General features: G+C 67.9%; 10 protein-coding genes. All 10 read right to left on the bottom strand.

Annotation, left to right across the window (positions count from 1 at the left end; genetic code table 11):
* Positions 1–225: 225 nt before the first annotated feature.
* Positions 226–8,004: a hypothetical protein gene (locus ACQY46_RS22650; RefSeq protein WP_428698216.1), complete on the bottom strand. Its 7,779-nt coding sequence runs from the start codon at positions 8,002–8,004 to the stop codon at positions 226–228.
* Positions 8,005–8,197: 193 nt separating this feature from the next.
* The gene (locus ACQY46_RS22655) at positions 8,198–8,413 is read right to left on the bottom strand and encodes a formate dehydrogenase subunit delta (protein ID WP_428698217.1); all 216 of its coding nucleotides are present in this window, start codon (positions 8,411–8,413) and stop codon (positions 8,198–8,200) included.
* Positions 8,403–9,218, bottom strand: coding sequence for a formate dehydrogenase accessory sulfurtransferase FdhD (fdhD, locus tag ACQY46_RS22660; RefSeq protein ID WP_428698219.1), 816 nt, complete (start codon positions 9,216–9,218; stop codon positions 8,403–8,405). Before fdhD ends, ACQY46_RS22655 begins: the two co-directional genes overlap by 11 nt.
* A 2-nt stretch (positions 9,219–9,220) precedes the next feature.
* Positions 9,221–12,088: a formate dehydrogenase subunit alpha gene (fdhF, locus tag ACQY46_RS22665; RefSeq protein WP_428698220.1), complete on the bottom strand. Its 2,868-nt coding sequence runs from the start codon at positions 12,086–12,088 to the stop codon at positions 9,221–9,223.
* A 4-nt stretch (positions 12,089–12,092) separates the two neighbouring features.
* A complete protein-coding gene (locus ACQY46_RS22670) occupies positions 12,093–13,631 on the bottom strand; it encodes an NADH-ubiquinone oxidoreductase-F iron-sulfur binding region domain-containing protein (protein ID WP_428698221.1) in 1,539 nt (512 codons plus the stop codon).
* Positions 13,628–14,107, bottom strand: coding sequence for a formate dehydrogenase subunit gamma (locus ACQY46_RS22675; RefSeq protein WP_428698222.1), 480 nt, complete (start codon positions 14,105–14,107; stop codon positions 13,628–13,630). Before ACQY46_RS22675 ends, ACQY46_RS22670 begins: the two co-directional genes overlap by 4 nt.
* Positions 14,108–14,198: 91 nt before the next feature.
* A complete protein-coding gene (locus ACQY46_RS22680) occupies positions 14,199–15,107 on the bottom strand; it encodes a LysR family transcriptional regulator (RefSeq protein ID WP_428698223.1) in 909 nt (302 codons plus the stop codon).
* 85 nt (positions 15,108–15,192) lie between these two features.
* Complete coding sequence (locus ACQY46_RS22685) at positions 15,193–16,935, bottom strand: OFA family MFS transporter (RefSeq protein ID WP_428698224.1); 1,743 nt, start codon at positions 16,933–16,935, stop codon at positions 15,193–15,195.
* A gap of 384 nt (positions 16,936–17,319) precedes the next feature.
* The gene (locus tag ACQY46_RS22690; RefSeq protein ID WP_428698225.1) at positions 17,320–19,368 is read right to left on the bottom strand and encodes a sensor histidine kinase; all 2,049 of its coding nucleotides are present in this window, start codon (positions 19,366–19,368) and stop codon (positions 17,320–17,322) included.
* Positions 19,361–20,764: a sigma-54-dependent transcriptional regulator gene (locus ACQY46_RS22695; RefSeq protein ID WP_428698226.1), complete on the bottom strand. Its 1,404-nt coding sequence runs from the start codon at positions 20,762–20,764 to the stop codon at positions 19,361–19,363. The genes ACQY46_RS22690 and ACQY46_RS22695 overlap by 8 nt, the downstream gene beginning before the upstream one ends.
* Positions 20,765–20,816: the final 52 nt, after the last annotated feature.

Consider the following 20,816-nt stretch of genomic DNA (forward strand, 5'->3'; position numbering starts at 1 on the left):
TTCGGTATCGTTTGATGAAGTGTCGCGCGTCTGGCTTCGCATCGTCCTGCAAGGCAGGGACGCCAGCCTATGCCCCGCGGCCGGGGCGCGACGCGACCGGGCCGGGGGTCAGTGTCCCGCGATGGGGCACACCCTGTGAAGCTTCGAAGAAGGAGACCCGGACTTGAACATGCACCGAGAGTTGGGGGATCGCGGCGGCAAAGTCAAGCCGCTCGCCCCGCTCCGTCAGAAATGCAGGCCGACCTTGAAACTCGCCGCATGGGAACGGCTCTCCCTGCCGAAGCTGCCGTCATAGCGCAGCTTCGCCTCGAAGCGCTCGCCCTGCAGCACGCTCAGCCCGGCGGCAATCGTCCCCCGCACCTTGTCGCGATCCGTGGTGACGGAGAACCTGGTGCCCGCCAGCGCTCCCGCCGTGAAGGACTGGGTCATCCGGTGCTCGTCATCGAGCGCGAAGGCGACACCGGCCTCCAGATAGGGACGGACGACGACATCGTCGCCGAAGCGGATATCGGTGCCGAACCGCAATTGCGGATGAAGATCGGCCAGGAACATGTCATGCGCATCGACGGCCAGCCCGAAGCTGCCCGCGCCCCGTTCCGTGTAGCCGAAATCGTGAACCCAGGACATGTCGAGATCCAGCGTCGGGATGGCGAAGACCCCGCCGAAATCGAACGCATGCGCCATGCGCAGGCGCGCGGAGATACCGGCGGCCTTCTGGTCCGACTGGGCGGTCGCGCCGGAGGCAGGGACGAAGCGGCTGGAATCCCCCCATGTATAGGAGCCGGTCACGGCCGCCGTCGCCAACCAGGCGTCGCGTGTATATTTGACGACGCCGCCGGCATGGATGCCGTAGCCGTCGCTCGAGGTTCCCGAACCGCTGCTGCCGCTCAGGTTGAAGCCGGCGCCCACGCCAAGCCGCCAGTTCTCGGCGATGGCCGCCTGCCGGCCGACGGAGAAGCCGGAAACGCGGACCGTGTTGCCGGAGGCGAAATTGTCGGTGATCCGGTGCGTTGCCCTGGCCCAGGTGCACTCGTCCTCGCGCAAGGCTGCCCAGGGTCCGGACTGGGTTCCGCAGCTGTGCAGGTTGTCGATATGCGAGATGGCGGCGACGTGCTGGTTCACGGCGACGTCGTAATCCTGCGAGGCGTCGAGATGATCCGACAGGGTGCCCGACAGCCCGCCGGTGCTCGTCGTGTTGGCCGCCGCGAGCAGGAAGGCGTAAAGGTTCTCGTCTGCCGGGCTGACGCTCTCCCCGTTCATCCAGCTCTGCACCAGCGGATCCACGGCCCGCGCCACGGTCGCCGCATTGCCGGAAAGTCCGGCTCCGGCAAAGCTGGCGGTCACGCCCGTCACGGAAACGCTGTCAGCGCTGCTTGTCGTATGGAACGTCAGGACCGGCGTGTTGGCCACATGTCCGGCAACCGCGCCCGCGCCGAAACTGTCGACGATCTCGACGGAATGCGCCAGGTGTCCGAAGGAGGACAGATAGGGGTTGAGGGTGCCGCCATCATTGTCGACGACGAGCGCGGAGATATAGGCCGCCGTTCCCGCGACCGGATCGATTTCGAGGAAATGGCGACCGCCACTGCCCAGCGTGTAGAGGCCGGCATTGATCAGCGACCCGTCGATCACGCCATGGTTTGTCACCGCGACCGTGCCGCGATCCACCTCGATCGTTCCCTCGACACCGCCGCTCGCGCCGATCTCGATTGCCCCCTCGCCATTGACGCGGATGGCGGTCTGCCGGCCGCCATAGGTGCTGATCCTGCCGCCGTCCGCCCCGACGGCGGCGACCGTGCCGTCGATGTCGAGCGCGAACCGCCCCAGTCCGTCGTCGATCTGGATGGCGCTGGTGGCGGTGGCGGCGTCGCGGGCCAGCACGAAGGCCCCCTCGCGCACATTGACACTGGTCGTGACGGTGGAATTGCTGCCATGCGAGAACGAGCCGGCCGTGCCGTTGACCGCGCGAACGGCCGCTCCCCCGTCCCCCGAGGCGCTCACCCTGCCGCCGATATCGAGCGAAATGGCGGTTCCGTCGGACCGGCGCGCCAGCGCCGAGATCGCCGAGGCATGATCGCCCGTCACCGAGACCGCGCCGCTCTGAGCGACTGTCACCTGTCCCGATTGCACTCCCGTCTCATGCCCGGCGATCATCCGCCCGCCATTGCCGTTCTCGACCACCAGCGCCCCGCCGCTGGCCGAGTAGGCGAAGATGCCGTCCGAATAGTCTCCGCTGGTGCGGATGTCGCCATGCGAGGTCACCGTGACCGCCCCGCCGCCGACGGGTGCCGCGGCCGGGCCCGTTGGCCCGGACGGGATCCCGATTGTCTCCCCGCCGATCAGGGCGAGCCCGCCGCCGCTCCCCGCCGACTGGGCAAAGATGCCATGCGCATGGTTGCCCGAGGTCGTGATCGAACTCGCCGCGTCCAGCGACACGTCGACGGCGCCACCCGCACCGCCGCCGCCCGTGTGCAAGGCGAGATCGATGATGGTCGTACTGGTACCGGCATCGACCGAAAGCAGCCCGCCGCCGCCGCCAATCGACTGCGCCAGCACGCCAAAGGAAAAGTCGCCGGCCGTGGCGACATGACCGCCGGCCAGGTCGACCGTTGCGCGGCCCCCGTTCCCGCCGGTGGCCGTCGTGCGTCCGAACGTGGCGTTGAGGTTGAGCGTGCCGACCGCATCCGCATTGACCGTCGCGACGCCGCCGCCGCCGCCGACCGACTGCGCCACGATCCCGTGAGACAGCCGGCCATGGGTTGCAACCGTCCCGGAAAGCGACGCCGCCGCCTCGCCGGCGCTCGCGTACCCGGCCTCTTCCGTGCCGAAGTCGAGTTGAAGCGTTGCCGAGGCTCCCTGCGTCAGGTCGGCGAAAAACTCGCCGCCGCCGCTGCCGACCGACTGGCTCAGGATGCCGAAGGAGTTGACGCCCGCCGTGGTGATGTTTCCGTTGGCGGCGACGCTGGCGAGCCCGCCGGCGCCCTCCGCCGCGCCGCGCCCGCCAAGGCGCGCCGTGATCCGCTGGTCGGCAATCGAGAGCGTGTCGGAGATGATCACCCCGGCGCTGCCGCCGCCCGAGGCGACGGACTGCGCCACCAGGGCGTGCGACAGGTCCGCGGCGGTGACGACGCGGGCCGCCTGCCCGCCGCCCTCGCTGCCGAACGTCACCGTCGCCGACCCGCTTCGCGCCGGGTGGCCGCTGTGCCCCTGTTCGCCGCCGAGGGTGATGTCGAACGTGGCGGTGGGCACGTCGCCGGCGACATGGGTGCTGTCGAGCACGGCGGCGAACGTACCGCCGCCGCCGGCGATCGACTGGGCCAGAACGCCGCGGGATCCGGTGCCGGAGGTCGTCGCCGTGGCGCCTGCCGCCAGTGTCGCGCCGCTGTCGCCGGACGAACTGGCTAGCGAATGGTCCGCGGAGCCGAGCCGGACGGTGAAATCGTAGGTGGAACTCGCCGTTCCCGCGCTCTCGCTCGCCGGTGCCGTTTCGCCGGCCGCAAGGCTCACCGCCTCGACATGGCCGATATCGCCTCCCCCGCCGCCCAGCGACTGGGCCAGCACGCCGTGGGACGCCCCGCCGAATGTCGACACCGTGCTGCCGGCGGCCATGGAGATGTCGACGGCACCGCCGTTCCCGTCGGTTCCCGTGTCCGATCCGCCGAAGATCGCCCGCGTCACTTCCCGCGTCACCACCGCCCGCACGTTCGGCGGCGAGGGTGCGGTGTCATCGCTGTCACTGTCGGTCGCCTGCCTGAGGTCATACGTGTCGACGAGGCCGTGCATGCCCCCGCCCCCGCCGACGGACTGGCCGACAAGCCCGTGCGCGTTGGCGCCGTGGGTCAGCACGGCGCCGCTGTTGGCGATGGCGACCGCCAGCCCGTTGCCGCCGTTTCCGCCCGCCCCGCCAACGGTCGTGGTCGTCGTTCCGCTGGTGACCGAGCGCGTGCCGTGGTCGGTGTTCTTGGCGCCGAGGCTGGCCGTGCGGGTGATGACGTCGCCGCCCGCGCCGCCGCCGCCGCCGATCGACTGGACAACCACCGCCGCGGACCGATGGCCGAATGTGGCGACGGTTCCGGTATTCGTGAACGCCTGCTTCGACGACCCGCCATTGCCTGCCGAACCGCCGCCTCCTCCGACGACCGCATTGAGGTTCTTGACCTTCGACCCCGCCCCGGCCGCCAGCCGCGTGGCATTGCCGCCGAACCCGCCGCCGCCGCCAACGGACTGCACCAGGACGCCGGATGCATTGTTGCCCCGGGTCAGGATCGTGCCGTGGTTCTGCGCCGAAATATCGCCGCCGTCGCCGCCGGCCCCGCCCTTGCCGCCGATATCGACGCCGATGCTGGTGACGGACTTGCCCGCCGCTCCGGAGAGCGAGGCGACATTGCCGCCCGTGCCGCCGCCGCCGCCGACCGACTGCACCAGCATGCCGACGGAATGATTGCCGCCGGTCTGGATCCTTGCCGTGTTGCCGGCGCTGACGGCACCGCCGTGATTGCCGGAACCGCCCTTGCCGCCAATCGACGTTTCCAGGTTGACCGCGTTGTTCTTCGTCTCCAGGTCGGCCGGTGCCGACAGGGTGAAGGTGATGGTCGAGGCCGAGCCGCCATTGCCCCCGCCCCCGCCGATCGACTGCGCCACGATCCCGTGGGAGAGGTCCCCGCCGGTCGAGATCGCGCCCGCATTGGCGAGCGAGATGGTTCCGCCCCTGTGCCCGTTTCCGCCGTCGCCGCCAACGGCGGCACCGCCGCCCAGCGACCCGCGCGCCTCGCTGGAGATTGTGACATTGGCAGTGATCGCTGCACCGCCGTTGCCCCCGCCCCCGGCGACCGACTGGGCGATCAACCCGCTCGACGTGTCGCCGCTCGTGACAATCGTCGTCGCCGACTTGATGGTGATTTCCCCGGCGGTTCCCCCGGGCCCGCCCTTGCCCCCGACCGAGACCGGCGTGGTGATGCTCTTGGCGTTGGGACCGTCCGTGATGCTGGCGTTGACGCTCATCGCCGTGCCGGCATTGCCTCCGCCGCCGCCGATCGACTGGATCAGCATTCCGGCCGAATTCGCTCCCGACGTCGCGACACGGCCGCCCGTGGTGGTGAGCTTGACCGCGCCGCCATTGCCGCCCCCGCCGCCATTGCCGCCGACGGAAACAGGCGCGGAGAACGAGCCCTCGGCCGAGGCCGACAGCGTCACCGCCGAGGCATTGCCGCCATTGCCGCCGCCGCCGCCCACGGACTGGGCGATGACGCCCGCCGAATTGTGCCCGGACGTGGCGATGCTGCCGACGCCGTCGATGGTGACGGTTTCCGCGTGGCCGCCGCTGCCGCCATGCCCTCCGACCGATGCTCCCAGCGTCACCGATTGCTGGGTCGAGGCGGACACGCTGACCGTCGTGGCCGAGCCGCCATTGCCGCCGCCCCCGCCGACCGACTGGGCCAGCACGCCGGTCGAATTCGACCCGAGTGTCGTCACGCTGCCGGTTCCGGCAAAGGTCACCGCGCGGCCGAGCCCGCCCGTCCCGCCCGATCCTCCGATGGCAACCGAGGCGCTCAGGCTCGGCCCGATGCTGACAGCCGCGCTGAAGGCGAGAGCCGACCCGCCATTGCCCCCGCCCCCGCCGACCGATTGCAAGACGATGCCGTCGGAGTTCTCGCCTTCCGTCCGGATTGCACCGGCGCTGGCCAGCGACACCGCCCCGCCGTCGCCGCCATGTCCGCCCGCGCCACCGACCGCCACGTCGGCCGAAATGCTGTCGGCATCGCCGCCCACGGACAGGCTGAAGGCATGCGCGCCGCCGCCATTGCCCCCGCCCCCGCCGATGGATTGCAGGACGATGGCGTCGGAATTGGCGTCATGGGTCGTGACCCCGCCATTGGCCGTACCGGAAATCCTGCCGCCATCGCCGCCCGTTCCGCCCCTGCCGCCGATGGCGACCGCCGCCGAAAACGACACGCCGTCCGCATAGGACACCGACGACGAGCCTGCCGACCCGCCATTGCCCCCGCCGCCGCCGATGGACTGGGCCAGCACGCCGACGGAATGGGTTCCCGCGCCGTCTATCAGGTTGGCGTTCGCCGTGTTCTCGGTGCCTGTCGTGACCGAGGATCCTGCATCGAGCCTGATGTCGATGGCACCGCCATTGCCGCCGGATGCGCCATTGCCGCCCATGGAAACCGACGTTGCCAGGATCGGTGCCGAGGAGGACGCGTGCGCCTGGCCGCCCGATCCGCCGCCGCCGCCAATCGACTGCGCGATGATCGCCGACGCATGGTGGCCGCGCGTGGCGATGCTTGCCTGGTTGCCGAGCGCAACGTTCAGCGCGCCGCCGTCACCCCCGGTGCCGCCGCTGCCGCCGACCGCCACGGACGAGAAATAAGCCTGCGCCCTAGCGCTGCCGCCCGTTCCGCCGCCACCGCCGATCGACTGGACGATGATCGCATTGGCAAGATCGCCCTCGGTCAGGATGCTCGCGGAGCGGTTGAGGTTCACCGTGACGGTGCCGCCATCGCCGGCCGCGCCGCCGGAACCGCCGATGGCCACCGCCGAGAACACGCCGGTTGCAACCGCATTGCCGCCGCGCCCGCCGCCGCCGCCCACGGAAATCAGGTGAATGCCGTTGGCGAAGGCACCGGACGTGTGGACGCTGTATTGTCCCGCGGCAAGGCTCGTGCCGCTCATGTCGACGGTGACGTTGCCGCCCCGTCCGCCGGCACCGCCATCGCCGCCAACCGCGATCCGGCCCTGGCTGGCCCCGCCATCCTGTCCGCCGCCCGCCACGCTGATGCCGTAGATCGCCGTGGAGAAATAGCCCTGGGTCTCGATCATGCCGTTGTTGGTGACCGTGATGTCGCCACCCGCGCCGCCGGTGCCCCCGGCAGCGCCGTGGCCGCCCGCCCCGCCATTGCCGGCGACGGACTGGGTGAAGACGCCGTCGGAGAATTCCCGCGTCGTCAGGATCGAGCCGGTATTGGTGACGTTGATCGTGCCGCCGTCACCGCCATTGCCGCCGATCCCGCCAATGCCCGCACCGCCCGTGCCGCCATTGCCGCCGGATGTCTGGACGAGCACGGCCGTGACGTTGATCTCATTCGTCGTGATGCTGCCGCTGTTGGTGAGCGTGGCAACGCCGCCATTGCCGCCATTGCCGCCTCTGGCCCCGACATGCACGTGCCCCAGCAGCCCGCGTTCGGACATTCCGCCGGTGTTGCCGTCCCCGCCGATGCTGCGCACCCGGACACCGACATAAGCGCCGTTGCCGACGGTGATCGTGCCGCTGTTGTTGATCGTCGCCGCGCCGCCATGGCCACCGGCGCCGCCCTCGCCGCCGGCAAGTCCGGTGAATGCGCCGAGAACCTGATCGGCTGCCGTGCCCCCGCCGAGACCGCCGGTCCGCCCCGTGCTGGTCGCCTCGAGCGCGGAGCTTTCGTCGCCGCTCACCGTCAGGGTTCCCGTATGGGTCAGCGTCACCGTGCCGCCCGCCCCCCCGGTGCCGCCTTCGCCGCCGCTGACCACCTGGGACCTCGTCGAGACGCCACCGTTCCCGGCCAGTCCGCCGACAGCCAGGACGGCGTGGCCCGTGACATTGGTGGTCAGCGAGCCGTCGACAAGAAGGTTGACCGTCCCGCCGCTTCCGCCCGCGCCGCCAGGCGCGCCGATGATCGCGAAACCGATATTGTATTCATCGCCATTGCCGCCCTGGCCGCCATTCGAGACGACAGTCGTCGAAAGCACCGTGCTGCCCGGTGACGTGCTGCCCGGCCCCGTGCCGACCTGGCATGCAACAGTGCCGCCGGCTTCGCCGGCACGGGGCAGCGCCGTCCCGTGACCGTCAGCCCCCGCACCGCCGTTCCTGACAATATGCAGCGTGCTTCCCGCGCCGGAAGCGTCGCAGGCGGGAAGTGTCGCGCCGTCCGCAAGCGCGGCGCCCGAGATCATGATCGCGATGAGGGAAGTTCCAAGCCGTAGCCGGTCGTGCACATGCCTGTGTCGCGCAGCCTTGGCCATCGTCAATTCCTTTGAAGAATATCGATATCTCCCGATTAGTCTTTGATTCTTCGAATTTTGTCCACGTTGGAAGGGGGCTCCCGGCGCTCAGCGGGCCAGGTCATCGCGACAAGCAATGCCGTGCCGGCAAGCACGCCTGCCGGAGCACGAAGCCTGAAGGCTTCAGCGTCGATGGCGACAATGGGTCCTGGCCCTAGCCGACCTTGCGGATGCTCGGCGCTGCATCGAGGACCAGCGGATCGAAACCGGCACCGCCCTGCTCGATCATGGAAAACAACTGGGCGCGCATTCTGGGTTCCCAGAACTTGCTGATGTGATCCGCAACGCCGTCGATCGCTTCCTGATGTGGCCGCGTGCGGAAGAAGCCGGCGATCTGGTTGGCCATGTAGGTGAGTTTCTCAGGCGACATTGGCGTCTTTCCGGGAATGAATTCGTTCGAGTCTCGAGAAGATTTCAAAGCCGTCCGTCCGGCCGAGACCGACAAGGCATATGCCGGCCCCCTCGGCCGTCTCGACGGCGGCCGCGGTCGGTGCCGAGGCCGCGACCAGCATGCCGCAGCCGGCCATGGCGGTCTTCTGGACGAGATCGACGGACGCCCGGCTGGTGATCAGCATGATGCCCGACGAGGCGGCGACACCCTCGCGGGCGAGCCCGCCCACCAGCTTGTCGAGCGCGTTGTGCCGGCCGACATCCTCGCGCACCGCCAGCATGCCCTTTCCCGGCAGCCAGAAGCCGGCCGCATGTGCCGACCTGGTGGCGTCGTGCAATGGCTGATGCGCGGAAATCCCGGCGATGGCTTCACGGATCTCGCTCCCCGTCAGGGGTGCCAGGCGAACCGCGACCGGCGGCGGCGGCCGCATCGCCTCATCGAGGCTGTCGATGCCGCACAGCCCGCAGCCGACGGGACCGGCCATCGACCGCCGCCGCTCGTTCAGCCGCCGGCCGGCCTTCTCGGCAAGCCAGATCCTCAGATCGATGCCGCGCACCGCCTGGACGGCCTCGATCGAGACGATTTCCTCGCGTGTGGCGAAGCCCTCGGTGATCGAGAAGCCGATGGCGAAATCGTCGAGATCCGCCGGCGTTGCCATCATCACCGCCTGGGTCGCCCCGTTGTAGCTGAGTGCCACGGCCACCTCTTCAGCCAGTTCGCGGGAACACGGAACGCAGCGGCCATCGCGCCAGGCGACACCGCTGACGGGGCGATGCGTTGCCATGGCTACTCGGCCGCCTCGATACGCCGCGACAGCGTGGAGAATTCCTCGTATTTCTCCTGCCAGTCGGTCGGGCCGTTCGACGGCATGACCTGCACTGCGGTCACCTTGTATTCCGGGCAGTTCGTCGCCCAGTCGGAATAGTCGGTGGTGATGACGTTCGCCTGCGTCGCCGGGTGATGGAAGGTCGTGTAGACGACGCCCGGCGACACCTTGTCGGTGAGCGTCGCCCGCAAGGCGGTCTCGCCGGACCGACTGGCCAGCTTGATCCAGTCGCCGTCCTTGACCCCGCGCACCTCCGCATCATGCGGATGGATCTCCAGCAGATCCTCGGCATGCCAGACGACGTTCCCGGTGCGCCGGGTCTGCGCCCCGACATTGTATTGCGACAGGATGCGGCCCGTCGTCAGCAGCAGCGGGAAGCGCGGGCCGGTCTTCTCGTCCGTCGCGATGTAGTCGGTGCGGATGAACCGCCCCTTGCCGCGCACGAACTCGTCCACATGCATCACCGGCGAGCCGTCCGGGGTCTTCTCGTTGCAGGGCCACTGGACCGAGCCTTTCTCCTCCAGCAGCGCGTAGGAGACATTGGCAAAACTCGGCGTCGTCGCCGCGATCTCGTCCATGATCTGCGAGGGATGGGTGTAGCTCCAGTTGCCGCCCATGGCGTTGGCGAGCATCTGGGTCACCTCCCAGTCGGCATAACCGTTCCTCGGCGCCATCACCTTGCGCACCCGGTTGATCCGGCGCTCCGCGTTGGTGAAGGTTCCGTCCTTTTCCAGGAAGGTCGAACCCGGCAGGAACACATGGGCGTAATTGGCCGTCTCGTTGAGGAAGAGGTCATGCACGATGACGCAGTCCATCGCCGCAAGGCCCGCCGACACATGCTTGGTGTCCGGGTCGGACTGCAGGATGTCCTCGCCCTGGCAGTAGAGGCCCTTGAACGTGCCGTCGACCGCCGCGTCGAGCATGTTGGGAATCCGGAGCCCCGGCTCGTCGGAGATGGAAACGCCCCACAGCGTCTCGAAGATGTCGCGCACCTCCGCCCCGTTCACATGGCGATATCCCGGCAGCTCGTGCGGGAACGACCCCATGTCGCAGGAGCCTTGCACGTTGTTCTGGCCGCGCAAGGGGTTCACGCCGACGCCCGGCCGGCCGATATTGCCGGTCAGCATGGCAAGGTTGGCGATGCCGATGACGGTGGTCGAGCCCTGGCTGTGCTCGGTCACGCCAAGGCCGTAATAGATCGCGCCGTTGCCGCCCCTGGCATAGAGCCGCGCGGCGGCGCGCAGCTCCTGCGCCGGAACGCCGGTCAGGCCTTCCACCGCCTCCGGGCTGTGCTTCGGATCGGCAACGAATTCCGCATAGTCGGCGAACGCGTCCTGGTCGCAGCGGTCGCGAATGAAGGCCTCGTCGAACAGCCCCTCCGTCACGATCACATGGGCAAGCGCCGTGACCACGGCGACATTGGTGCCCGGCCGCAGGGCCAGGTGGTGGGCGGCCTCCACATGCGGCGTCTTGACCAGGTCGATGCGGCGCGGATCGACGACGATCAGCTTCGCCCCCTGGCGCAGCCGCTTCTTCAGCCTGGAGGCGAAGACCGGATGGCCGTCGGTCGGGTTGGCGCCGATCACCACCACCACGTCGGTATGCTCGACACTGTCGAAGTCCTGCGTGCCGGCGGAGGTGCCGAAGGTCTGGCCGAGGCCGTAGCCGGTCGGCGAATGGCAGACCCGGGCGCAGGTGTCGGTGTTGTTGTTGCCGAACACCGCGCGGGTCAGTTTCTGGACGAGGTAGGTCTCCTCGTTGGTGCAACGCGACGAGGTGATGACGCCGATGGAATCCCGTCCCAGCTCATACTGGATGGCGCGCAGCTTCGTCGCCGCGAAGGACAGCGCCTCCTCCCAGGAGACCTCGCGCCAGGGATCAGTGATCTTCTCGCGGATCATCGGGTTGAGGATACGGTCCTTGTGCGAGGCGTAACCATAGGCGAAACGCCCCTTGACGCAGGAATGGCCGCGATTGGCCTTGCCGTCCTTGTAGGGAACCATGCGCACCAGCTCGTCGCCGCGCAGCTCCGCCTTGAACGAACAGCCGACGCCGCAATAGGCGCAGGTGGTCACCACCGAGCGGTCGGGCGTGCCGATCTCGATCACCGACTTCTCCTGCAGGGTCGCCGTCGGGCAGGCCTGCACGCAGGCGCCGCAGGAGACGCATTCGGAGGCGAGGAAATCCTCGTGCATGCCGGCCGAGACCCGGCTGTCGAACCCGCGCCCCTCGATGGTCAGCGCAAACGTGCCCTGCACTTCCTCGCAGGCCCGGACGCAGCGCGAGCAGACGATGCATTTCGCCGGATCGTAGGTGAAATAGGGGTTGCTCTCGTCCTTCGCCATCCATTGCGGATTGGCCTCGCCGGACGTGTTCTTCGCCCTGAAATGCGTGTCGACGGCCTCGTAGCGCACGTCGCGCAGGCCGACCGCGCCGGCCATGTCCTGCAATTCGCAGTCGCCATTGGCGGCGCAGGTCAGGCAATCGAGCGGGTGGTCGGAGATATAAAGCTCCATCACCCCGCGCCTGATGTCCTTCAGCCGGCCCGTCTGGGTGCGCACCACCATGCCCGGCTCGACAGGCGTCGTGCAGGAGGCGGGCGTCCCGCGCCGCCCCTCGATCTCCACCAGGCAGAGCCGGCAGGAGCCGAAGGCATCGACCATGTCGGTGGCGCAGAGCTTGGGGATCTTGATGCCCGCCTCCACCGACGCGCGCATCACCGACGTGCCCTCGGGAACCGTGACGTCGAAACCGTCGACCGTCAGGGTGACCATGGTTCCGGACGTTGCCGCCGGTGTGCCGAAATCGGTTTCCTTGATCAGGGTCATGGGTCTACTCCGCCGCTTCGGTCAGGGGCCGGGGGGTGAAATCCTGCGGGAAATGGGTCAGTGCGCTGACCACCGGATAGGGCGTGAAGCCGCCCAGCGCGCAGAGCGATCCCGCCTTCATGGTGTTGCATAGGTCCTTCAGCAGCACGATCTGCTCGTCCGGCCGGTCTCCGCGAGCGATCCTGTCGACCGTCTCGACCCCGCGCACCGCGCCGATCCGGCAGGGCGTGCACTTGCCGCAGCTCTCGATGGCGCAGAACTCCATGGCGAACCGGGCCTGTTTCAGCATGTCGACCGTATCGTCGAAAACAACGAGGCCGGCATGGCCGATCAGGCCGTCCTGCGCCGCGTAGTCCTCGTAGCCGAAGGGCGTGTCGAACAGCTCGCGCGGAAAGTAGGCGCCGAGCGGCCCGCCGACCTGCACCGCCTTCACCGGCCGGCCGCTTGCCGTGCCTCCTGCAATATCGTCGACGATCTCGGCAAGGCTGAGGCCGAAGGCAACCTCGAACAACCCGCCCCGCGCGACGTTTCCGGCGATCTGCAGCGGAATTGTACCACGCGAGCGGCCCATGCCGAAGTCGCGATAGAACGCGGCGCCGCGCTCCATGATGACCGGTACCGTTGCCAGCGAAATCACGTTGTTGACCACGGTCGGCCGGCCGAGGAAGCCCTCCAGCGCCGGCAGCGGCGGTTTCGCGCGCACCACGCCGCGCTTGCCCTCGAGGCTGTTCAGGAGCGAGGTCTCCTCGCCGCACACATAGGCTCCCGCGCCGACGCGGATCTCCATGTCGAAGGCATGGGCGGAGCCAAGCACGGAGCGGCCGAGCACCCGCTCCTGCCGGGCGATCCGCACTGCCTCGTTCATCACCTCGATGGCGTCGGGATATTCTGAGCGCAGGTAGACGTATCCCTTCGTCGCCCCGACCGCGAGGCCGGCGATCGCCATTCCCTCGATCAGCGTGAACGGATCCCCCTCCATCAGCATCCGGTCGGCGAAGGTGCCGCTATCGCCTTCGTCCGCATTGCAGACGATGTATTTCTGCGGGGCGTCCGCGCCCGCCACGGTCTTCCACTTGATGCCCGTCGGGAAGCCCGCCCCGCCACGGCCGCGCAGGCCGGACTCGGTCACTTCCTCGACGATCTCGGCGCCCGTCATGCCGATCGCCCGGCGCAGGCCCGCAAGCCCGCCATGCGCCTCGTAATCGGCCAGCGACAGCGGATCGATGACGCCGCAGCGGGCGAAGGTCAGCCGCGTCTGCCGCTTCATCCAGTCGAGTTCGTCCGTCGGGCCGAGGGCCTTGGGGTGATCCTGCCGCGCCTCGAACAGGCCCGCGACATCCCTCGCCTCCATCGGGCCGAAGGCAAGCCGGCCGTCCGGCCCGTCGATCTCGACAAGCGGCTCCAGCCAGACCATGCCCCGGCTGCCATTGCGCACGATTTCCACATCGACGCCGCGCCGTTCGGCCTGCGCCGCGATTTCGGCCGCGACCGCATCGGCGCCAAGCGCCCTGGCCGCCGCATCCCGGGGAACGAAGATCCTCATGCGCCCACCTCCGCCAAGAGGGCCTCGACCCGCGCCTCGTCCACCCGCCCGACAAGGCGCCCGTCGACCATCGCCGCCGGTGCGCAGGCGCAAAGTCCGAGACAGAAGACCGGTTCAAGCGTCACGTTCCCGTCCGCCGTCGTCCCGTGCCAGTCGACGCCAAGCCTTTCGCGCATCCGCTCGGCGAGGGCATCGCCTCCCATGGACTGGCAGGCCTCGGCGCGGCAGACCTTCACCACATGCCGGCCGGCGGGTGTCTCGCGGAAGTCGTGGTAGAACGACATCACGCCATGCACCTCCGCTCGACTCAGGTTGAGACCTTCGGCGATCACCGGCAGCGCGCCGGCCGGCACAAAGCCGAACTCGTGCTGCACCGCATGCAGGATGGGCAGGAGAGGCCCTTCGAGTTGGGCAAGTTCTTCGACAACGGCACTCGTCCGCTCCGCGATCTCTTGCGACGACAACTGCAAAACCATTTATTCCTCCCTCGCCGAGCCGGCATGACGGAACCTCTGCAATACACGGCGAAACATCAACAGCGCTGTTCCGTTGAGCGATTGCACATTTCTATAGATGAACCAAAGCCTCCGCTTTTCGACTTGCCGAAACCTGCCGCGCCAGACGCAGCAGCGCGGCGATCAGCGGCGCATGCGGCTCGCGCCGGGTTGTCACCAGGCCGACCATCGTGCCGACATCGGGTTCGGTGACCGGGATGATCCGCAACGCTTCGCTTGCAAATGTCTCGGCAAGGCTCTGCGGCACGATCGTCGCCCAGCGCCCGCTGCGTACATGCGCCATCAGGGCCACGATCGAATCCGACTCCAGTGTCGGCGTCGCGTCGGCATTCATCTCGGCCAGCGTGCTGTCGACGATCCGGCGGTTTTGCATGCCCCGTGTCAGCAGGCATAGCGGCACACGGCCGACCTCGCCCCAGGTGACCCGTTTCCGCTCGCTCAGCGGCGCCCCGCGCATCGTCACCAGGCAATAGCTTTCCCGGTAGAGCGGGACCTGGACAACCCGGCCGACAGGCTCGTTGCCCAGATACGTGACGCCGGCATCTATCTCCAGGTTCTCCAGGAGCGACAGGATGTCCGCGGAAGACCGTGACAGGATGGAATAGCGCACTCCCGGGTTCTGCTCGGCGAACGGCGTCGTCAGCTCCGGGACGTAGGACAGCGCCGTCGGGATCGCGGCGATGCGCAAGTGGCCGCTGAGGCCGTCGCGCACCGTCCTGATTTCCTGCTGCATGGTGCGCACGTCGGCGACGAGCCGCCGCGCCCATTCCAGCACGCGCTGGCCCTCCGGCGTCAGGCCCTGATAGCGCGAGCCGCGCAGTACCAGCAGCACGCCGAGTTGCTCCTCGAGTTGCTTGACGGCCGCCGACAGGGTCGGCTGGGTCACGCCCCGCTCCTCCGCCGCCCGGCCGAAATGCTTCTCCCGGGCAAGCGCCATGAACATTTCCAGCTTGTCGATCACGGCCGGCCTCCACGCTGCATGGCCCTTGCAGGCCAGACAGGACCCGGGCGCGAGGAACGCGTCCGGGTCCTGATGATCGTGGCGATCAGGCTTTCGCCGGTTCCGCGCCGTCCAGGCTCGCATCCCCGGCGCTCTCCCCGGCGCTCTCCATGTAGTGCCGGGCGTTGACCGGGCGAACCATGGCATTGGCGATCAGCGCGATCACCAGCAAGGCCGCCATGGCATACATGGTGGTGTTGTAGAGGCTCGGCGTCGGATCGACCGTTCCGGCGGGAGCGATTTCCATCAACTGCGCCACCGTCACCGTCTTGGCCGCGACAAGCTGGTCGAGCTGGTCGATGCCCGCGCCGAACTTCTCGGCGAAGGTTGCCGGGTCGACCTTGGATGCAAGATCCGAGATCGCGTTGGTCAGCGACATGTTGCGCAACTGCGTGATCGCGAGCGGGCCCAGCACGCCGGCGGTGCTCCAGGCAGTCAGCAGGCGCCCGTGAATGCCGCCGACATACTTGGTGCCGAAGATGTCCGCCAGATAGGCCGGGATCGTCGCGAAGCCGCCGCCATACATCGTGAAGATGATCATGGTGGCCGCGTAGAACATGACCAGCCACGTCACCGCCGGGTTCACGCTGACCTGTGCCGCCGCGAAGGGGATGGACAGGTACAGGATGATGCCCAGGACGAAGAAGCAATGATAGGTGTTCTTGCGCCCGATATAGTCCGACGTTGACGCCCAGAAAAAGCGGCCGACCATGTTGAAGACGGAGATCATGAACACGTAGGTCGCCGCGAAGGCGGAGTTCACGATCATCGGCAGGGTCGTTCCGAAGATCTCCGACATCATGGTCTTGGCGACGCCGATCACGCCGATGCCAGCCGTCACGTTGAAGCACAGCACGATCCACAGAAGGTAGAACTGCGGCGTCTTCAAAGCCTGATCGATATGAACGTTGTTCTGGGTGATCATCTTGCGCGAGGCGGCATCGGCGCTCGGCGGCGTCCAGCCGGCCGGGAGCCAGCCTTCACGCGGCACCCGGTAGGAGAAGGCCGCGATGATCATCACGATGAAATAGGCGATACCGAGCGTGAAGAAGGTGCCCGCCGCACCGGTGTTGCCCGTGCCGACGACGTAGATGCCTTCCTGCAGCGGGACCGGGGCGGCCGCCACCTGCTTCGCGCCGGCGATCACCACCTCGACCAGCTGGCCGTTCAGTTCGGCCATCCGTTTGCCGCCCTCGGTGACGAGCTCGACCGCTCCTTGCGGCCCCAGATAGTCCGGCGCCTTGTAGAACAGGCCGAGCAGGTATTCCTTGATCGGCGTCGCGATCATGGCACCGCCGCCGAAACCCATGATGGCCATGCCCGTCGCCATGCCGCGCCGGTCCGGGAACCAGCGGATCAGCGTCGAGACCGGCGAGACATATCCAAGGCCGAGACCGCAGCCGCCAAGCACGCCGTAGCCCAGGTAGAGCAGCCACAGCTGGTGGGTCATGATGCCGACGCCACCGATAATGAAGCCGCCGCCCCAGCACATCGCGGCGACGACACCGACCATGCGCGGTCCGACCTCTTCCAGCCACTTGCCGGCAAAGGCCGCGGCAAGACCCAGAAACACGATGGAGACCGAGAAGATCCAGACCACGGACGACAGGCTCCAGTCGCCGGGAGCCGCGGCCACCACGCCGAACTGCTTGATCAGTGGCGGATTGAAGATGCTCCATGCATAGACGGAGCCGATACACAGATGGATGGCGATCGACGCCGGCGGAACCTTCCAGCGGTTGAACCCGTCCTCTGCGACGATGTGTTGTTTCTTCAGCCTGTCAAACATGCACCAATTCTCCTCCCATGCACGAATGTCGGGGCATTCGGCGAAGACGGTCTGGCCGGTGCCGGCAATCGACATCCTCTCCCGGCCGGACCTTTCGGACCGGATGCCCGCTGCCGGTTGCATCGTCCCGCCAGGGGCCTCCCGCCTCTGGCCGGGAACGACAGCCCCCGGGTGAAAGCGGGAGCTGCATCCAGGCAGCGCCGTGACCTGAGCAAGTTCGAAGCCAACTCGAGGAAATAAGTATTATCAATGGTTTGATAGATAACGACTATTCAGGAAGGTCAATTTGTCCAGGCCCCCGGGCGAAACGCTGCGCGGCATGGACATTTTGTCCGCCGCTGCTGCGGCGGCCCGGCCCGCCATCGGCAACCGGACCTCATCCGCTCATCTCTCCGGCAGCGAGGTCTCAGGTGGCGAGGTCTCAGGCAACCAGATCGTGAAGGTGGTGCCTGACCCCGGCATGCTGTCGACACGGATATCCCCGCCCTGCCGGCTGACCAGCGTCTGCGTGATCGACAGGCCGAGCCCGGTGCCCTGACGGCTTTTGGTCGTGTAGAACGGATCGAAGACCCGTTCCAGCACCTGCGCGCTCATGCCAACGCCAGTGTCGGCGACCGCGACGGTCACCCCTTCGATGCCGTCCCGGGCCGTGTCGCGCGTCTTCAGCGACAGGACGCCCCCCTCCGGCATCGCGTGAACGGCATTGACGATCAGGTTGATCAGCACCTGCTGGAGTTCGGTCCGGTTCATCAGCACCGTGCGGCGGGCCAGCGGCTCGCGCCGCACCTCGATCTCGGTCTTGCGCAACAGGTGGCGGACCAGCGGCAGGCAGTCGGAGATGACCTCGTCGGGGGCGTGGCGGTCGGCATAGCCTGCATACTCGTCCGGCTTGGCGAATTGCAGCAGCTTCATCACGATCTGGTTGATCCTGTGGACCTGCTCGTCGATCAGCCGGATCTCCGTGCCCGCAACCTCGGCCCGTTCTCCCAGAAGCATCCGGAGCACCTCGAGATTGCCCTGGATGACGGCGATGGGGTTGTTGATCTCGTGGGCGACACCGGCGGTGATCTCGCCGATGGCCGCCAGCTTCTCCGACATGATGAGCTGCTTGGTGGTCTCCTCGAGCTGCTTGTTGGCCTGCATCAGGTCGTGCGTGCGCTCCTCGACACGGGCATTCAGTTCCTCGTTCCAGGAGCGCAACTGCCGGTCCCTCTCCTGCACCTGGTCGAGCAGGTGGTCGAGATGCTGCGCGACACGGGCGATCTCGTCGCTCTCGCCGTTGGAGCGCGTGCGGGCGCCGAGGTCGCCATGCTCCACCCGGGCGATCGTGTCCGTCATTCGCTCCAGCGGTTTGAAGACGCCCCGCGCCCAGCGCAGGAACATCGGCACGCTTCCGGCGGTGACGACCAGGAAGCCGAACAGGACGGCAATGAGCGTCGCCAGCTTTTCTTCCTGGAACGGCGTTTCGAGAAAACCGACATAAAGCATGCCGACCCGGTCGCCGCGGCTGTCGACGATCGGCTCGTAGGCGGAGATGTACCAGTCGTTGACCACGAAAGCGCTGTCGAGCCAGACCTCGCCCTGGCCCAGGACCCGCTCGCGCACCGCCGCCGAAACCCGCGTGCCCAGGGCCCGCCGGTCCTCGAAGAGACGGACATTGGTGCTGACGCGCACATCCTCCAGGAAGAGCGTCGCCGTGCCCTGGCTGCCCTCCGGAAGGCTTGCCTCGCGGTAGACCAGGTCGTTGATCGTGTCGATGAAGACCAGGTTCTGGTTGAGCAGGATTCCCCCGACAAGGGCAGCGGCGGAGCTGCCGGGCACCGTGACCGGGCTCGCCGAATGCACGATCATGCCCCTTGTCTCGGCGGTGCGTTCGCTCGGCACCGCGTTCGGCGTGGGGATCAGGTCGAGGCTTGCCCGCGCCGCCAGGTCCGGCGAGATGCCGGCAAGGTCTTCGCGCTCGAAAATGTCGACGCTGGTCGCGGGCTCCCCGTTCATCGCCCTGGCGATCACCGGCCAGTCGCGGCCGGGCGGTGGTCGTGCCCCGGCGGGCGAGGCCGCCCGCACACCATCCTGCCCGGTTGCGAGGTAGAGGAAGTCGAGGCCCAGTTCCTTGCGCCGGCGTTCCAAAAGCCCCGCCAGTCCGGCGCCATCCCGGCTCGCGACGATATCGCGAAACTCCGCCGACTGGCCGAGCGCGTCGATCCGCTCGCCGGCATTCTCCAGGATGCGCGTGAAATACTGGTGGGCGATGGTCAGGTCGCCGTTCACCTTGGTTTTCAGCAGGGAGTCGAATTTCGAGTTCCAGCGGACCATTGCCCAGCCGAGGAACAACGGCAGCACGACCAGCGTCGGCAGCAGGGCGATGGCGAGCAGCCGGACCCGGACGGAGAGCCGGTTGCGGCGGGCGGGCGCCTGCCCTCCCTCAGCCATTCCAGTCGGCGAGCTTGCGGTCGATGGTCTTGCGCGCGATGCCCAGGCGCCGCGCCGCCTCCGCCCGGTTGCCCTCGCTCGCCGCCAGCACGGACAGGATATGGCGCCGCTCGACCTCTTCCAGCGTCTCCGGTTCCAGTGTGTCGCGGCCCGCCAGGGCCGACCCGCCCTTGCCCGAGATCTCCTCCGGGAACCGGCCGAGGATAAGCGAGCGCTCGATCATGTTGCGCAGCTCCCGCACGTTTCCCGGCCAGTCATAGGCCAGCAGCCCGGCGACGGTCTCCGCGTCCATCGGCACCGGCGGCATGCCGAGCTGCACGGCAAGCTTTTGCATGAACAGTTCGGCCAGTTCGCGAACGTCGTCGCCGCGCGCCCGCAGCGGCGGCATCTCGAGCTGCAGGACATTGATGCGATAATAAAGATCCGCCCGGAACCGCCCGGCCTCCACCTGGTGTTCCAGGTCCGCGTTGGTGGCGAAGACGAACCGGAGGTCCACCGGCACCTCGCGCTCCGAGCCGATGGGACGGACCCTGCGATCCTCGATCGCCCGCAGCAGCTTGCCCTGCAGCGGCAGCGGCAGGTCGCCGATCTCGTCGAGAAACAGCGTGCCCCCTTGCGCATGCATGAAGAGCCCTTCCCGGTTCGATGCGGCCCCGGTGAAGGCCCCCTTCAGGTGCCCGAACAATTCGGCCTCGATCATGTCGGCGGGAATGGCCGCGCAATTGACCGGCACGAAGGGCTTGTCGCTCCTGTCCGACAATTCGTGGATCGAGCGGGCCGCGACTTCCTTGCCGGTGCCGGATTCGCCGGTGATCAGCACCGAGGTCGGCAGCGGCGCGACCCGGGCGATCGTCTCGCGGATGAGGCCGATCTGCGGCGAATGGCCGATCAGCTTGTCGCGCAGCAGCAAATGGTCGGACGTTGCCTGCAACTGGTGGCGCAGCACCTGGTTCTCCCGCGACAGCGTGACCCGGTCGAGACAGCGCGCGACCGCGTTGAGAAGCTGGTTCGAGCGGAACGGCTTGAGCACGAAATCCACGGCCCCGGCGCGCAGCGCCTGGATCGCCGTCTCCAGGTCCGCATAGGCCGTCATCAGGATCGCACGGGCGAAGAAGCCGATCTTCCTTTGCTCGGCCAGCCATTCGACGCCGGACTTTCCGGGCATGATATTGTCGAGGATGACGACGTCGAAGTGATGCGCATCCAGCTTCGCCGAGGCCATGGCGGTGTCTTCCGCCTCCTCGACCTGCTTGCAATAGGGCGCGAGCGTCCGGACCAGAAAATTGCGCATGCCCGGCTCGTCGTCGACGATCAGGATTGAGGCCTGCGACAGCCATGGCCCGAACTCCGCGTCGGCGGACGCCTGCGTTGCGCGTTTCGACGCCACCGTTCCCATGAAAGCTCCCCCCGGGATTCCTTGTCGTTTTATGTCTATTTGTCCCGAGAGA

Source organism: Stappia sp. (genome assembly GCF_965276915.1).
Taxonomy (GTDB): Bacteria; Pseudomonadota; Alphaproteobacteria; order Rhizobiales; family Stappiaceae; genus Stappia.

Excerpts from the sequence above, each read along its gene's own strand:
- ACQY46_RS22650 (WP_428698216.1), bottom strand. The coding sequence starts at position 8,004 with ATGGCCAAGGCTGCGCGACACAGGCATGTGCACGACCGGCTACGGCTT.
- ACQY46_RS22655 (WP_428698217.1), bottom strand. The coding sequence starts at position 8,413 with ATGTCGCCTGAGAAACTCACCTACATGGCCAACCAGATCGCCGGCTTC.
- fdhD (WP_428698219.1), bottom strand. The coding sequence starts at position 9,218 with ATGGCAACGCATCGCCCCGTCAGCGGTGTCGCCTGGCGCGATGGCCGC.
- fdhF (WP_428698220.1), bottom strand. The coding sequence starts at position 12,088 with ATGACCCTGATCAAGGAAACCGATTTCGGCACACCGGCGGCAACGTCC.
- ACQY46_RS22670 (WP_428698221.1), bottom strand. The coding sequence starts at position 13,631 with ATGAGGATCTTCGTTCCCCGGGATGCGGCGGCCAGGGCGCTTGGCGCC.
- ACQY46_RS22675 (WP_428698222.1), bottom strand. The coding sequence starts at position 14,107 with ATGGTTTTGCAGTTGTCGTCGCAAGAGATCGCGGAGCGGACGAGTGCC.
- ACQY46_RS22685 (WP_428698224.1), bottom strand. The coding sequence starts at position 16,935 with ATGTTTGACAGGCTGAAGAAACAACACATCGTCGCAGAGGACGGGTTC.
- ACQY46_RS22690 (WP_428698225.1), bottom strand. The coding sequence starts at position 19,368 with ATGGCTGAGGGAGGGCAGGCGCCCGCCCGCCGCAACCGGCTCTCCGTC.
- ACQY46_RS22695 (WP_428698226.1), bottom strand. The coding sequence starts at position 20,764 with ATGGGAACGGTGGCGTCGAAACGCGCAACGCAGGCGTCCGCCGACGCG.